The organism is Microbacterium shaanxiense, from assembly GCF_054779995.1.
Map to the genome: position 1 here is coordinate 105,196 of NZ_BAAGXE010000006.1, position 13,716 is coordinate 118,911.

The window sequence follows — 13,716 nt, forward strand, 5'->3', positions numbered from 1 at the left end:
ACCTTCCGCCGCGCCCCGGCCGTGCGACGGTGCTGGCATCATGGGAGCATGTCGCGCCAGCGTCAGGATCAGCTCCTGCAGACCCTTCTCCGGCAGGACGAGTGGGCGACGGCGGCGAGCCTCGCCGATCTGTTCGGTGTGACGCCGCGCAGCATCCGCTCCTACGTGGCCGCCCTCAACGCCCGCGCGGCAGGCGGCGACGCGGTCGAGTCCGGACCTGCCGGATACCGCGCCGGTGCGGGCGCGCACGCGACCCTGCGCGCGCGGGCGACGGGGGAGTCTGCACCGCGTGATCGCCTGCACACCGTCGTGCGGATGCTGCTCGACGAGTCCGACGGCATCGATGTGTACGCCACGGCCGATCGGCTGCACGTCAGCGAGGCCACCCTGGAATCCGATCTCGCCCGTGTACGCGGCCTGCTCGACGGCACCGATCTCCGGCTCGGACGCGATCGTGAGATCGTCCGCCTGCAGGGGACCGAGATCGCGCAGCGCCGGCTGCTGAGCCGGCTCGCGCATGACGAGATGGATGCCGGATCGTTCCATCCCGAGAGCATCCGCCGCGCGCTCACCGGCAGCGCGGTCGCCGCGCATGCCGTGGCGCCGTTCAAGACCGCGCTGGTGCGCGAACTCGGCGCCCTCGGCTACTACGTCAACGAGCTCGCGATCTCCGACGTGCTGCTGCACATCGCGATCGCCGCCGATCGCGTCTCGGCGGGGCGTGCGCTCGACACCCCGCAGGCGGGTGCCTCGGAGGAGATCCCGAAGCTGGGCGGTGTGATCACGCAACTCGCCGAGGAGCACTTCGGCGTGGCGCTCGGAGAGGGCGACAGTGCGCACCTCGCGACCCTCGTGCTGACGAGGGCGATCGCGCCGGGTCAGAGCATCGGGCACGATGCGGCGCGCAGCGGCGTGGATCAGCTCGTCGAGGCGGCTGTGCGCGCCGAGATCGTCCAGGCAGCGGCGGACTATCAGGTCGACCTCGTCGATGAGGCGTTCATCCTGCGACTCGCGTTGCACGTGCAGAATCTCCTGCGGCGCGCCGAGGAGCAGGCATGGACGCGCAATCCGCTCACACGGTCGCTGAAATCCTCCTACCCGATGATCTTCGAGGTCGCCGTGTCGATCGCCAGCGGTCTGCACGACCGGCTGGGCGCACCGATCCACGACGACGAGATCGCCTACATCGCGATGCACATCGGCGGGCGCCTGGAGCGCAGCCGCAAGGCCGAATCGATCCTCACCGCGACGATCGTCTGCCCCGGCTACTACGAACTGCACGAGCTGCTGCGCTCGAGCGTCGATCGCTCACTCGGCTCGTCGGTCGAGGTCACCAGCGTCGTCACGAGCGTCGATCCGGACTGGGATGCCATCGACACCGACCTGGTGCTGAGCACGATCGAGCCCGGTGCGACCGGCGACCGCTACGTGCGCATCCAGCCGTTCCTCACCGACGCCGATGTGGAGCGCGTGTCGCAGGCAGCCGCGCGCATGCGCCGTGCGCGACGCCTGAACCGGCTGCGCGCGGAGCTGTCGCGTTACTTCGTCGCCGATGCGTTCGTGCGGCCGTTGCCGGATGAGGGCGAGGAAGCCGTCATCCGTCGGCTCGGCGGTCTGCTCGTGGACGCCGGACTCATCGGCGGTGACTACGTCGAGAACACGATCGTCAGGGAGCGGATGTCGTCGACCGCCTTCACCGATGCCCTGGCGGTGCCGCACGCACTGCAGATGACGGCGCAGCGCACGGCGATCGCGATCGGAGTCGCCGACGGATCCGTGTCATGGGGCGAGGGACGCGTGCAGGTGGTGGCGCTCGCGGCGTTCAGCGAGAGCGACCGCACCGCGTTCCAGACGGTGTTCGAACAGCTGGTCGAGGTCTTCAGTGAACGTGAGAGCGTGCAGCGCATCGTGCGCCGTGGCACGACGTTCGAGGCGTTCCTGGATGAGCTGGTCGCCGTGATCGACGGGTGATCGATTCAGCGGTCGTGGCGCACGAGCACTTCGGTCATGGCATCCAGCACTCCCGCCGCCGCCGATGACTCCGACGTGGACAGCGTGACCTCATCACCCTGCGCCAGCGCGAGATCCATCACGGCGAGCACGCTGCTGAGATCGACCTCCGCACCGCCCTTCGTCCGAAGAGTGATCGGATCCCGGTGGGACTGCGCCAAGCGCACGAGCTCGGCGACTGGTCGGGCGTGCACACCGTTGTGCGCGCTGATGATCACGTGTCGGGTGGGCATACAGCGATGCTAGCCGGGCTCACGCCGCGAGGGCGAGGAGCCCGCGGATGAACACGACGACCGTCCCCGCCCAGGCGCACGACAGCATCGCCCATCTGGCGAGCGAGAGCGGGATGACCCGTGTCAGAAGCGCACCGCCGATGATTCCCGCCGCGGTGCAGACTCCGAGAACGGCCAGATCGGTCACCGGAATCGAGGGCATTCCTCTCAGAAGCACCGAGACGAGCCCGTATCCGAGGAGGATCACCTGGGCGCTGGCGGCGAAGCGGCGCTGATCCCAGCGGTCCCCGACCGCGAACGCGGCGAGGGCGGGGCCGGAGAGACCGCTGGAGGCGTGCATGAAGCCGGCCACCCCGCCGGCGAGCAGCGCACCCCGTCTGCCGCGCAGAGAGGCGGCGACGACTCCGCCCAGCCGGTGCGCGAGCAGCGCCAGCGCCGCCATGCCCGCGATCATGAGCAGCAGAGCCGGCTCCGGCAGGAGCCGGGTCAGCAGCGCGCCGAACGGTGCGGCCACGAGTCCGGCGCCGAGCAGCCACAGGATGCGTCGCCAGTCCAACTGATTCCAGGCTGAGGGAAGCGCGATCGCCGAGGCGATGATCGCGAGCAGTACGGCGACGGTCACACCCTGGATCGGCCCGTACACGACCACGGCAGGGCCGATCAGCACGAGGATGAACGCCAGACCGGTGACGCGCTGGATCACCGCCGCGACGACGGCCGCGACGCACAGAAGGGCGAGAGTCATCGCACGACGTTGATCAGGAGCGCTCCTCCAGCAGTGCGCGCACACCGGCCTCGAGATCGGCGACGGCGCGTAGGGAGTCCTCCGCCGAGTCGGCCCGTGCGTCGATGTACACCTTGAGCTTCGGCTCGGTGCCGCTCGGCCGCACGATCACCCGCGAGCCGTCGGCGAGGCGGTACCGCAGCACGTCTCCCGACGGTTGCCCCTCCGCCGCCTGCAGGAGATCCTCGGCGGAATCGATCGCCGTGCTCCCGATACGGCTCGGCGGCAGCGTGCGCAGCGCGAGCATGATCCCGTCGATGATCGACAGATCGTCGACGCGGATCGACACCTGGCCACTGGCGAAATGGCCGTACGTCTCGCCGAGCTGCGCGACGAGGGTCGCAAGGGTCTCTCCGCGCTCCCGAGCCTCTGCGGCGAGACCGAGCACGGCGATCGCCGCGGAGATCCCGTCCTTGTCGCGCACGGTCTCCGGATTGACCAGGTACCCGAGCGCCTCCTCGAATCCGAACACCATGCCGGGGGCGCGCGAGATCCATTTGAAGCCGGTGAGGGTCTCGTGGAAGTCGAGCCCGTGATGCGCGGCGATCGCCCCGAGGCCGGGCGAAGAGACCAGCGAGCACGCGAGTGATGCGCCGGGCGTGCCCTCCGCCGCACGTGCCGCGCGAGCGCCCAGCAGCAGGCCCACCTCGTTGCCGCTCAGCCGGCGCCATCCGCCCTCCGCCGATTCATCGGGGATCGCGACGGCCAGGCGATCCGCGTCCGGGTCGTTCGCGATGATGAAGTCGGCGCGCGTGCGCCTCGCCGTCGCGAAGGAGAGATCCATCGCACCGGGCTCCTCCGGGTTCGGGAACGACACGGTGCGGAAGGTCGGATCGGGGTGCAGCTGTTCGCCGACCGTCTTCGGCTGGGGGTAGCCGGCGGTGCGGAGAATGCGCGAGAAGGTCTCCCAGCCCACGCCGTGCATTGCGGTGTAGACCCAGTTGAGGCCCTTCGCGGAATCCGGAGCAGGAGCGACATCAGCCGTCTCGCGGATGTAGGCGGACACGACATCCTCCGCGGCCGTCTCGTACGACGCCGAGCGCGGCAGAGCCGTCACATCAGCGCGGTCGGCGACGCGCTGGATGTGCGCGGCGATCTCGGCGTCGGCGGGGGCCACGATCTGCGACCCGGCGTTCGCACCACCGAGATAGACCTTGTAGCCGTTGTCATCCGGCGGATTGTGGCTCGCGGTGACCATCACGCCGGCATCCGCGTCGAGATGACGCACGGCGAACGCGAGCACCGGCGTGGGCAGCAGGCGCGGCAGGAGGATCGTGCGAAGGCCGGCGCCCGCGAACAGCTCGGCCGAATCGAGGGCGAACTGCCGGGAGTTGCGGCGACCGTCGTATCCGACCACGACGGTCGGGGTGCCTGCCACGTGCTCACGCAGGTATTCGGCGAAGCCGGCGGCGGCCTGGGCGATCAGCACCCGGTTCATCCGGTTGCTTCCCGCGCCGAGCGCGCCGCGCAGTCCGGCGGTGCCGAAGGCGAGGCGGGCGCCGAAGCGGTCCTCCAGGTCGGCGATCGCCGCGGCGTCACCGGACGCCGCCCTGGTGACGATGCCGGCCAGTTCGTCGCGGGTCGCGGGATCCGGATCCTGCCGCAGCCACGCGCGCGCCTGTGCCAGTCGAGCCTCGGCCTGCTCGCTCACAGCGCCTCCACCACTCTGGCCAGCAGCGCCGAGATCACGGGCTCGGCCTCACGACCGGCCTCGATGACCTCGGTGTGGCTGAGCGGTGTCTTCTGGATGCCGGCGGCGAGGTTCGTGATCAACGAGAAGCCCAGCACCTCCATGCCCGCCTCGCGGGCGGCGATCGCCTCCAGCGCGGTCGACATGCCCACGATGTGGCCACCGATGGTCTTCGCCATCTGCACTTCGGCGGGGGTCTCGTAGTGGGGTCCGCGGAACTGCGTGTACACGCCCTCGTCCAGCGACGGGTCGATCGTGCGTGCGATCTCGCGCAGCCGCGCCGAGTAGAGGTCGGTCAGATCGACGAAGTTCGCTCCCTCCAGCGGAGAGTCCGCTGTGAGGTTGATGTGGTCGCTGATGAGCACTGGCTGGCCGGGTTTCCACGTCTCGCGGATTCCGCCGGCGCCGTTGGTCAGCACCATGATCGCCGCACCCGTGGCGGCCGCGGTTCGGACGCTGTGCACGACACGGCGGACGCCGTGGTCCTCGTAGTAGTGGGTGCGCGCGCCGATGACGAGCACGTGCCTGCCTCCGGGCGTGCGGATGCTGCGCAGCGTGCCGACGTGGCCCTCGAGAGCCGGCTTGGAGAAGCCGGTGACCTCGGTGGCCGGGATCGTCGCGATGGTCTCCCCGAGCAGGTCGGCGGCCTTGCCCCATCCGCTTCCGAGCGTGAGGGCGATGTCGTGCTTCTCGACGCCGCTGAGCCGCGCGATGTCCGCGGCGGCGAGGGCTGCGACCTGGAACGGATCGGCGTTCGGGTCGTCGAGAGGGTTGTCGTGAATGTCGGTCATGGATCCACTCTAAGAGTGGTGACGGCAACGCACTCAGGATTGCGGAAGAATGGGGGTCATGTCTTCCACTCCTTTCGAGCGCACTCAGCGGGTCGCCGTCCTCGGCGGCGGTCCCGGCGGTTACGAAGCGGCGCTCGCCGCAGCCCAGCTCGGTGCTGAGGTGACGCTCGTCGAACGCGTCGGCGTCGGAGGATCGGCCGTGCTCACCGACGTCGTGCCCTCGAAGAGCCTGATCGCGACGGCCGATGCCGCGGTCGCCATCTCCGAGGCCAGCGACCTCGGTGTGCAGTTCTACGCGAAGGGTGCGAGCGGCAAACCGCTCAAGCCCGAGATCGCGATCAACCTCGCCGCGGTCAACAAGCGGCTGCTCGCCCTGGCAGGGCAGCAGTCGGAGGACATGCGCGAGACCCTGCTCGAGGCGGGGGTGCGCATCCTGTCCGGTCACGGACGACTCGAGGGCCCGAACGCGATCGTGGTGGCCACCGGCCCCGGTGGAACCGATTTCGATCGCGTGGAGGCCGACACGATCATCGTGTCGGTCGGTGCATCGCCGCGAGAGCTCGACAGCGCGAAGCCCGACGGCACGCGCATCCTCACCTGGACGCAGCTGTACGACATGAAGGCGCTGCCCGAGCACCTCATCGTCGTCGGCTCCGGCGTCACCGGCGCCGAGTTCGCTTCGGCGTACATGAACCTCGGCGCCAAGGTGACCCTCATCTCCAGTCGCGACCAGGTGCTGCCGGGCGAGGACCAGGACGCGGCCCGCGTGCTGGAGAAGGTCTTCAAGCGCGGCGGCATGACCGTGCTGTCCAAGTCGCGAGCCGACAAGGTCGAGCGCACGGAGACCGGCGTGCTCGTGACTCTCTCCGACGGGCGCACCGTCGAGGGCAGCCACTGCCTGATGGCGGTCGGCTCGGTTCCGAACACCGCTGGCATCGGTCTCGAGGAGGCTGGTGTCGAGCTCACCGAGTCCGGCCACGTGCGCGTGAACCGCGTCGCCAGGGCATCGGTGCCCAACGTCTACGCCGTCGGCGACTGCACGAACTTCATGCCGCTCGCATCCGTCGCGTCCATGCAGGGTCGCACCGCGGTGTTCCACGCGCTCGGCGACATCGTCATCCCGCTCGAGAAGATCAAGGTCACCTCGAACATCTTCACGGCTCCCGAGATCGCCACGGTCGGCTGGGGCGAGAAGGACGTCGAGGACGGCGTCGCCGACGGACTCGTCTACAAGCTGCCACTCGCGGCGAACCCGCGCGCGAAGATGATGGGCATCAAGGACGGCTTCGTGAAGATCATCGCCCGCAAGGGCTCCGGCACCGTCATCGGCGGCGTGATCGTGGCGCCGAAGGCGTCGGAGCTGATCTACCCGATCGCCGTCGCCGTCGAACGCCGCCTCACCGTCGACCAGGTCTCGCGTGTGTTCGCGGCGTACCCGTCGCTGTCGTCGAGCATCACCGACGCGTCGCGCGCGATGCATCTGGTGAACATCAGCTGACGCCGGCTCCGCCCGGCTAGGAGATCAGCAGCAGCTGATGTCCTGAAGAGACAGTCGCACCGGCGGTCGCGTTGATGCCGCCGATCACGCCGTCCTTGTGGGCCTGCAGGGGCTGCTCCATCTTCATCGCCTCGAGCACGACGACCAGGTCGCCCTTGACGACGTGCTGGCCCTCCTCGACGGCGATCTTGACCACAGTGGCCTGCATGGGCGACTTCACCGCGTCTCCCGAAGCGCCTGCCGACACCGACGTGGCGTGGCTGCGCCTGGACGGCGGTACGGCGGCCGGACGGCCGGAGACGCCTGAGGCGACGGCCACGCGATCGGGCAGGCTGACCTCGAGTCGCTTGCCTGCGACCTCGACGACCACCGTGTGGCGGCTCTCGGCGGGTGCTGGAGCATCCAGCTCGCCGTCCCAGGCCGGGATGTCATTGTCGAACTCGGTCTCGATCCAGCGCGTGAAGATACCGAACGTGCCGTTCTCCGCGGTGAAGGCGGGATCGCGCACGACCTTGCGGTGGAACGGGAGCACGGTCGGCAGGCCTGCGACCTCGAACTCGTCGAGAGCACGGCGGGCGCGCTCGAGCGCTTCGGCGCGGTCCCGGCCAGTGACGATGATCTTCGCCAGCAGCGAGTCGAAGGCGCCGGAGACGGCATCGCCGGCCGTGACGCCGGAATCCAGGCGGATGCCCGGCCCGCCGAAGGTCTTGAACACGTGGATCGGACCGGGCTGCGGGAGGAAGCCGCGACCGGGGTCTTCACCGTTGATGCGGAATTCGAACGAGTGACCGTTCGGCGTCGGGTCGTCGTAGGCGATGGTCCCGCCGGCGGCGATGCGGAATTGCTCGCGCACCAGATCGATCCCGGTGACCTCCTCGGAGACCGGGTGCTCGACCTGCAGTCGCGTGTTCACCTCGAGGAAGGAGACGGTGCCGTCGGCACCGATGAGGAACTCGCACGTGCCGGCGCCGACGTAGCCGACCTCGCGCAGGATCGCCTTGGAGGACTCGTACAGCTGGCGGTTCTGCTCCTCGGTGAGGAACGGCGCCGGTGCCTCTTCGACGAGCTTCTGGTGGCGGCGCTGCAGCGAGCAGTCGCGGGTGGAGATGACGACGACGTTGCCCTCGGCATCCGCCAGGCACTGCGTCTCGACGTGGCGGGGCTTGTCGAGGTACTTCTCCACGAAGCACTCGCCGCGTCCGAACGCGGCCACCGCTTCACGGGTCGCCGATTCGAAGAGCTCGGCGACCTCGTCGAGCTCACGCGCGACCTTGAGGCCTCGTCCACCGCCGCCGTAGGCGGCCTTGATGGCGATCGGCAGGCCGTGCTCCTTCGCGAAGGCGACGACTTCGTCCGCGCTCTCGACCGGGCCCGGAGTGCCGGGGGCGAGGGGGGCGCCGACCTTCTCGGCGACGTGGCGCGCGGTGACCTTGTCTCCGAGCGCTTCGATCGCCTCGGGCGACGGTCCGATCCAGATCATGCCCGCACCGATCACGGCGCGGGCGAACTCGGCGTTCTCGGCCAGGAAGCCGTAGCCGGGGTGGACGGCGTCGGCGCCGGCGCGGCGCGCGACGGAGAGGATCTTGTCGATCTGGAGGTAGGTGGTGGCGCTGGTGTCGCCGTCGAGGGAGTACGCCTCGTCCGCGAGGCGGGTGTGCAGAGCATCCCGATCCTGGTCGGCGTAGACGGCGACGGAACCGATTCCCGAGTCACGGGCGGCGCGGATGATGCGTACGGCGATCTCGCCGCGGTTCGCGATGAGGACCTTGGCGATATCAGGCATGAATGTCAGCCTAGCGAGATCGACGTCGATACTTTTGACGACTCTCCACAAGAAACACGCAAGAACGTGGCGGGATCCCTACGACCACAGATCCGTCCAGGTCACGCCGAGCTCACCGGCCAGTCGGCGGATGGTCGACAGGGACATGCCGACGACCGTGGACGGGTCGCCGTCGACGCGCGTGATGAATGCACCGCCGAGGCTGTCGACGGTGAAGGCGCCCGCCACGTGCAGCGGTTCACCGGTCGCGACGTAGGCCGCGATCTCCTCGTCGGATATGTCGTCGGCGAAGGTGACGGATGCCTCCGCGATCGCGGTGGCCTCGCGTGCAGCGGCGCCGGGGGAGACGCGGAACACCGAATGCCCCGAGTGGAGCACTCCGGTCGCACCGCGCATCTCGTGCCAGCGTCGCGTCGCCTCCTGCGGAGTGTAGGGCTTGCCGTACACGCGACCGTCGAGTTCGAACATCGAATCACCGCCGATCACGAGTCCGTCGAAGTCCGGTTGCTCCGCCACGAGCCGATGCGCGACGTCCGCCGCTTTGGCGCGTGCGAGAAGCAGTACGAGCTCTGCCGAGGGCAGCGGCGCACCCCGCTCGGCAGCGGCCTCGGTGGCCACGGCCTCCTCATCCGTCTGCGGGGCGAGCGTGAGCGGTTCGATACCGACCTGACGCAGCAGCATGAGACGGGCGGGAGAGGTGGAGGCCAGGCATACGCGCATGTCCATCACCGTATCCTGGAGGGATGACTTCTTCAGCGGGCCAGACGCTCGACCTCGACATCACCGGCATCGCGCACGGTGGCACCTTCATCGCCCGTCACGAAGGTCGCGTGGTGTTCGTCTCGGACGCCGTTCCCGGTGAGCGCGTGCGCGCCCGCGTGACCGACGGCGCGAAGTCGTCGTTCTGGCGGGCGGAGACGCTCGAGGTGCTCGAGGAATCGCCTCATCGTCGGTCGCACGTGTGGAAGGAAGCCGACATCTCACGCGATCCCGCCGATCGCGCGGGCGGCGCGGATCTCGGCCACATCGACCTCGCGCATCAGCGCACCCTCAAGCGTCAGGTGCTCACCGAGGCGCTCGACAAGTTCGCGGGATCCGGCCTGGAAGCCCCGGAGATCGCGGCGATCGACGACGGCGACGGCACCGGCTGGCGCACGCGCGTCTCGCTGCACGTGGATGCGGACGGTGTGGTCGGCCCGTTCGCCGCGCGAAGCCATCGCGTGATCCCGGTGCAGTCGCATCCGCTCGCCCGACGCCGCGTCGCGGCCGAAGCGCTCTCGCTGAAGAACGCGAAGCCCGGTCGCATCGATCTGGTCCAGGATTCGGACGGCAAGGTGCATGTCATCCGTCGCCCGGAGCGGGGCAGGCGCCAGCCGTCCGAGGTCATCAGGGAGCAGGTGGGGGAGCGCACGTTCCGAGTGGATGCGGACGGCTTCTGGCAGGTGCACGCCCGCGCGGCCGACACGCTCGACACCGCCGTGCGCTCCGTCCTCGAAGGACGCGTCGACCCGGCCAAGACCCACCTCGACCTGTACGGCGGGGTCGGCCTGTTCGCCGCCTCACTGGCGGAGCTCGGAGCCACCGACCTCGTGACGGTGGAATCGAGCAGTCGTGCCACCGAGCATGCGAAGCACAACCTCGACCCGTTCGACGTCGCCGCCGTCACTTCCCGGGTCGATCGCTATCTGGAGGGCCTTCCGTCCGACACCAGGACCGGAGCCGTCGTGCTCGACCCGCCGCGAGCCGGCGCCGGACGTGCTGTCGTAGAGGGCGTGCATGCGCTGAGCCCCGATGCGATCGTCTACGTCGCGTGCGATCCGGTGGCGCTGGCCCGCGACCTCGGCACGTTCCGCGGTCTCGGTTGGAATGTGGAGTCGCTGCAGGGGTACGACCTGTTCCCGCACTCGCACCATTTCGAGGTCATCGCGCTGCTCAGCCGGTGAGCTCTCAGCAGATCGATAGGGTGGAGCCATGAGCAGGGTCGCCCTCATCGATGATCACGAGTCCGTCCGCCTCGGGCTCGAGCTCGCGTGCGAGCGCGACGGCGAGCAGACGGTCGTCTTCTCCGGCAGCACCGTCGGGTCGTATCTGGCATGGCGTGCCTCCACTGTCTCCGCCCCTGCCGACGTCGTGGTGCTCGATCTGACTCTCGGCGACGGCACGACGGTCACCGAGAACGTGAGGGCTCTGGTCTCCGACGGTGCCAGCGTCGTGATCCACAGCGTCGCCGACCGGCCGGCCGCCGTGCGCGAGGCGCTCGCCGCCGGTGCCGCAGGCGTGGTGAGCAAGTCCTCCGCGCTGGACGACGTGCTCGACGCGATCCGCACTGTCGCACGCGGCGACGCGCTCAACAACGTCGAATGGGCCAGTGCGGTGGAGGGTGATCGCGAGTTCGCAGACGCGCAGCTGTCGGTGCGCGAGCGCGAGGTCCTCCGCCTGTACGCCGCCGGACTCCCTCTGAAGGTCGTCGCGGAGCGCCTCGGAGTCGCCTATTCGACAGCCAAGGAGAACATCACCCGCGTGCGCGTGAAGTACGTCGAGGTCGGTCGGCCCGCACCGACCAAGGTCGATCTGCTCCGCCGCGCGATGGAGGACGGAATCGTGGCGGCCGACGGGGCCTCCAATGCCGGCTGACACCGTCCTCAAGGACGCCTGGAGCCGGATCCCGTCGCTGGGCGCCGCGGAGACGGCCTTCGAGCGCTTCACCGGCAAGCGGATGGAGCGCATCCTCGCCACGGTCGTGGCGATCGGCTCGGCCGTACTGGGGACGCAGGCGATGTTCGCGGCGATCGGCGCCATGGCCTCAGGGACCTCCGCCATCCACGTCACGCTGCTCGTGATCGTCTACGTTCCGCTGATCGCGATGCTGGTCGCGTGCGTGATCGGTCGCGGGGTGCGTCTGGCTTCGGGATCTTTCGCCGTCGTCTATCTCGTGGCGCTCGCCAGCTGGCCTCTCACCGTGGGCGCGAGCGATCATCGCTCCGTCAACCAGCCCTGGATCTTCTTCCTCGTCAACGTCGGCGTCGCGGCGGCCATGCTCGCCTTCCCGGTGCGGATCCAGATGGTCTGGGCTGTGTGCGTGCCGGTCGTCTACGGGTACGTACGTCTCGTCGAGGGGGAGTTCACCGGCTCGTTCTGGACGCAGACCGCGTTCGACGTCTCGTTCACTCTGATCCTGGGAGTCGTCATCCTGTCGCTGGGGTGGATGTTCCGGTCGGTCGCCGCGGGGGTCGACGACGCCCGCGGGCGTGCGGTGGCGTCCTATGCGGGTGCCGCGGCAGCGGCGGCCGCCGAGGAGGAGCGCGTTGCGATGGCGGCGCTCATGCACGACAGCGTGCTCGCGGCGCTGACGCGGCTCGCGAACACCGAGGCGGCCGTGGCGCAGGAGGGCAGTGACGAGCCGGTCGGCACCGCGCAGATCGTGATCGAGCTGCGGCGTGCGCTCTCCGAACTCGGTGCGGATGCGATCGTCGAGGAGCGCGGGGGATCGGGCCTCATCCCGGGCCGTGTCGCGCGCGCCCTGGTCCTCGCCGCCCGTCAGGCGATAGGGAACGCGGTCACTCACGCGCACGGACGCGGACTGCATCTCGTCGTGGAGGGCTACGGCGACGACGGTGTCACGGTCACGGTCATGGACACCGGGGGCGGATTCGACATGGACGCCATCGGCGAGGACAGGCTCGGCATCCGCGCGTCGATCGTCGCCCGGATGGCCGGTGTCGCCGGCACGGCCACGATCGATTCCGACGGCGATGGCACCACCGTGGTGCTGGGATGGAGGCGCGAATGAACCGCTCCGTCCGCAGCGTCGCCACGTCGCTCGCGATCGGGTTCGCCGTGTACTTCGCGGCGCGCGCCGTGTGGTGGACGGTGCAGCCGACCGCTCCGCTGCTGATGGTCGCGGCGATCCTGCTGTATCTCGTCGTCGTGGTGACGACGGTGCTGCTCGAGGCGCCGTCAGGACCCCAGTTGCCTCGGTGGTGGGGTGCGGTCGCTGTCATCGTCGCCGCGGTGATCCCCGTGATGGCCAGCGAATCGCTGAGTCATCTGCACCGGACGGCCCCGTTCGCGACCTGGTACATCGGCGCGCTCGGCCTGCTCGCTGTGGTGTGCATCGTCCGGCGTCGATCGATCGCGGGCTGGTTGGTGATCGTCGCGCTCACGGTCTCGTCCGCCGTGTGCATCGGTCCTTTCGTCGCACTGGAGCTGGGACTCGTCGGATCGATCATGTGGACGGTGGTGGCGCAGCTGCTGGTGCTGTTCTGGGATCGTGCCGTGCACGACACCGAGCATCTGGCCGACATCCAGCAGGCGGTCTCGGCATGGCATGCGACCCAGCTCGTGCGCCAGCGCGAGCGCCGAATCCGCGTGAAGTACGCACTCGCGGTCGCGGGCCCCGTCCTGACCAGGACGGTCGCCGCACGCGGCATGCTGACGGACGAGGAACGACTGGAGGCGCGGCTCGCCGAGGGACGCCTGCGCGACGAGCTGCGGGGCGCGAGTCTTCTGAACGATGCGGTGCGCGATGCGATCCAGCAGGCGCGGTTGCGCGGAGCCGCGGTCACCGTGTTCGACGAAGGCGGCCTCGACGAGCTCGACGAGGATCGCCGTGCGGAGATCCGTGACGAGCTCGCCCGCGTGCTGCGCAGCGCCAAGGCCGGTCGCGTGATCATCCGTGCCGCGCGTGACCCGCAGACCGCGGTGACCGTGGTGGGCCGATCGGGTTCCGGCGATTCCTCCGACGAGGATTCTGTCGGGTTGTGGCACGAGATCCCGCGAGAACCGGCGACGGATGCCGCGCGCGCCAGTGGCGGCGAATGAGTTGAGATGGGCGAGGGGCGGCGAAGCCGCCCGCCCCTCGCCAGGTGCGATGCAGTTACCCGAAAACTGACCGCAGATGGTCGATCACCGTCTGCCTACCCTGGGG

Annotated in this window: 12 protein-coding genes; 6 read left to right on the top strand and 6 right to left on the bottom strand. The window is 69.4% G+C overall.

Translation table 11 applies throughout. The features are described from left to right. Window positions 1-48: 48 nt before the first annotated feature. The gene (locus ACYVG2_RS17765) at window positions 49-1,971 is read left to right on the top strand and encodes a BglG family transcription antiterminator (protein ID WP_448967669.1); all 1,923 of its coding nucleotides are present in this window, start codon (window positions 49-51) and stop codon (window positions 1,969-1,971) included. Window positions 1,972-1,976: 5 nt separating this feature from the next. Here ACYVG2_RS17765 and ACYVG2_RS17770 read toward each other — a convergent pair whose 3' ends face one another. Genes ACYVG2_RS17770 through ACYVG2_RS17785 form a run of 4 tightly spaced genes read right to left on the bottom strand, consistent with a single transcriptional unit; the run spans window position 1,977 to window position 5,508 of the window. Further along, window positions 1,977-2,243, bottom strand: coding sequence for an HPr family phosphocarrier protein (locus tag ACYVG2_RS17770; protein WP_206476271.1), 267 nt, complete (start codon window positions 2,241-2,243; stop codon window positions 1,977-1,979). Between the two features lie 19 nt (window positions 2,244-2,262). Further along, window positions 2,263-2,988 (bottom strand): TSUP family transporter, encoded by a 726-nt coding sequence (locus tag ACYVG2_RS17775; protein ID WP_460782199.1) that lies wholly within the window; start codon window positions 2,986-2,988, stop codon window positions 2,263-2,265. A gap of 13 nt (window positions 2,989-3,001) precedes the next feature. After that, window positions 3,002-4,678 (bottom strand): phospho-sugar mutase, encoded by a 1,677-nt coding sequence (locus ACYVG2_RS17780; RefSeq protein ID WP_460782200.1) that lies wholly within the window; start codon window positions 4,676-4,678, stop codon window positions 3,002-3,004. Continuing rightward, complete coding sequence (locus ACYVG2_RS17785) at window positions 4,675-5,508, bottom strand: purine-nucleoside phosphorylase (protein WP_206476277.1); 834 nt, start codon at window positions 5,506-5,508, stop codon at window positions 4,675-4,677. The genes ACYVG2_RS17780 and ACYVG2_RS17785 overlap by 4 nt, the downstream gene beginning before the upstream one ends. 49 nt (window positions 5,509-5,557) lie before the next feature. Here ACYVG2_RS17785 and ACYVG2_RS17790 point away from each other — a divergent pair, with 49 nt between their 5' ends. Then, window positions 5,558-7,006, top strand: a complete 1,449-nt coding sequence (locus ACYVG2_RS17790) for an NAD(P)H-quinone dehydrogenase (RefSeq protein ID WP_206476279.1) — start codon at window positions 5,558-5,560, stop codon at window positions 7,004-7,006. Window positions 7,007-7,022: 16 nt separating this feature from the next. Here ACYVG2_RS17790 and ACYVG2_RS17795 read toward each other — a convergent pair whose 3' ends face one another. Together ACYVG2_RS17795 and ACYVG2_RS17800 are read right to left on the bottom strand one after the other, a co-directional pair. After that, complete coding sequence (locus ACYVG2_RS17795) at window positions 7,023-8,789, bottom strand: acetyl/propionyl/methylcrotonyl-CoA carboxylase subunit alpha (protein WP_460782201.1); 1,767 nt, start codon at window positions 8,787-8,789, stop codon at window positions 7,023-7,025. A gap of 78 nt (window positions 8,790-8,867) precedes the next feature. After that, a complete protein-coding gene (locus ACYVG2_RS17800; RefSeq protein ID WP_460782271.1) occupies window positions 8,868-9,509 on the bottom strand; it encodes a Maf family protein in 642 nt (213 codons plus the stop codon). Between the two features lie 23 nt (window positions 9,510-9,532). Between ACYVG2_RS17800 and ACYVG2_RS17805 the strand changes: the two genes are divergently transcribed. From ACYVG2_RS17805 to ACYVG2_RS17820, 4 genes are read left to right on the top strand one after another with little or no spacing between them, the layout of a single operon-like run. Next, a complete protein-coding gene (locus tag ACYVG2_RS17805) occupies window positions 9,533-10,732 on the top strand; it encodes a class I SAM-dependent RNA methyltransferase (RefSeq protein WP_460782202.1) in 1,200 nt (399 codons plus the stop codon). 28 nt (window positions 10,733-10,760) lie between these two features. Next, window positions 10,761-11,423: a response regulator gene (locus ACYVG2_RS17810; RefSeq protein ID WP_448967677.1), complete on the top strand. Its 663-nt coding sequence runs from the start codon at window positions 10,761-10,763 to the stop codon at window positions 11,421-11,423. Then, complete coding sequence (locus ACYVG2_RS17815; protein WP_460782203.1) at window positions 11,413-12,579, top strand: sensor histidine kinase; 1,167 nt, start codon at window positions 11,413-11,415, stop codon at window positions 12,577-12,579. The genes ACYVG2_RS17810 and ACYVG2_RS17815 overlap by 11 nt, the downstream gene beginning before the upstream one ends. Further along, a complete protein-coding gene (locus tag ACYVG2_RS17820) occupies window positions 12,576-13,610 on the top strand; it encodes a hypothetical protein (RefSeq protein ID WP_460782204.1) in 1,035 nt (344 codons plus the stop codon). Before ACYVG2_RS17815 ends, ACYVG2_RS17820 begins: the two co-directional genes overlap by 4 nt. Window positions 13,611-13,716: the final 106 nt, after the last annotated feature.

Coding starts and splice junctions, on each gene's coding strand:
- ACYVG2_RS17795 (WP_460782201.1), bottom strand. CDS start 8,789: ATGCCTGATATCGCCAAGGTCCTCATCGCGAACCGCGGCGAGATCGCC.
- ACYVG2_RS17790 (WP_206476279.1), top strand. CDS start 5,558: ATGGGGGTCATGTCTTCCACTCCTTTCGAGCGCACTCAGCGGGTCGCC.
- ACYVG2_RS17820 (WP_460782204.1), top strand. CDS start 12,576: ATGAACCGCTCCGTCCGCAGCGTCGCCACGTCGCTCGCGATCGGGTTC.
- ACYVG2_RS17815 (WP_460782203.1), top strand. CDS start 11,413: ATGCCGGCTGACACCGTCCTCAAGGACGCCTGGAGCCGGATCCCGTCG.
- ACYVG2_RS17810 (WP_448967677.1), top strand. CDS start 10,761: ATGAGCAGGGTCGCCCTCATCGATGATCACGAGTCCGTCCGCCTCGGG.
- ACYVG2_RS17770 (WP_206476271.1), bottom strand. CDS start 2,243: ATGCCCACCCGACACGTGATCATCAGCGCGCACAACGGTGTGCACGCC.
- ACYVG2_RS17805 (WP_460782202.1), top strand. CDS start 9,533: ATGACTTCTTCAGCGGGCCAGACGCTCGACCTCGACATCACCGGCATC.
- ACYVG2_RS17785 (WP_206476277.1), bottom strand. CDS start 5,508: ATGACCGACATTCACGACAACCCTCTCGACGACCCGAACGCCGATCCG.
- ACYVG2_RS17800 (WP_460782271.1), bottom strand. CDS start 9,509: ATGCGCGTATGCCTGGCCTCCACCTCTCCCGCCCGTCTCATGCTGCTG.
- ACYVG2_RS17775 (WP_460782199.1), bottom strand. CDS start 2,988: ATGACTCTCGCCCTTCTGTGCGTCGCGGCCGTCGTCGCGGCGGTGATC.
- ACYVG2_RS17765 (WP_448967669.1), top strand. CDS start 49: ATGTCGCGCCAGCGTCAGGATCAGCTCCTGCAGACCCTTCTCCGGCAG.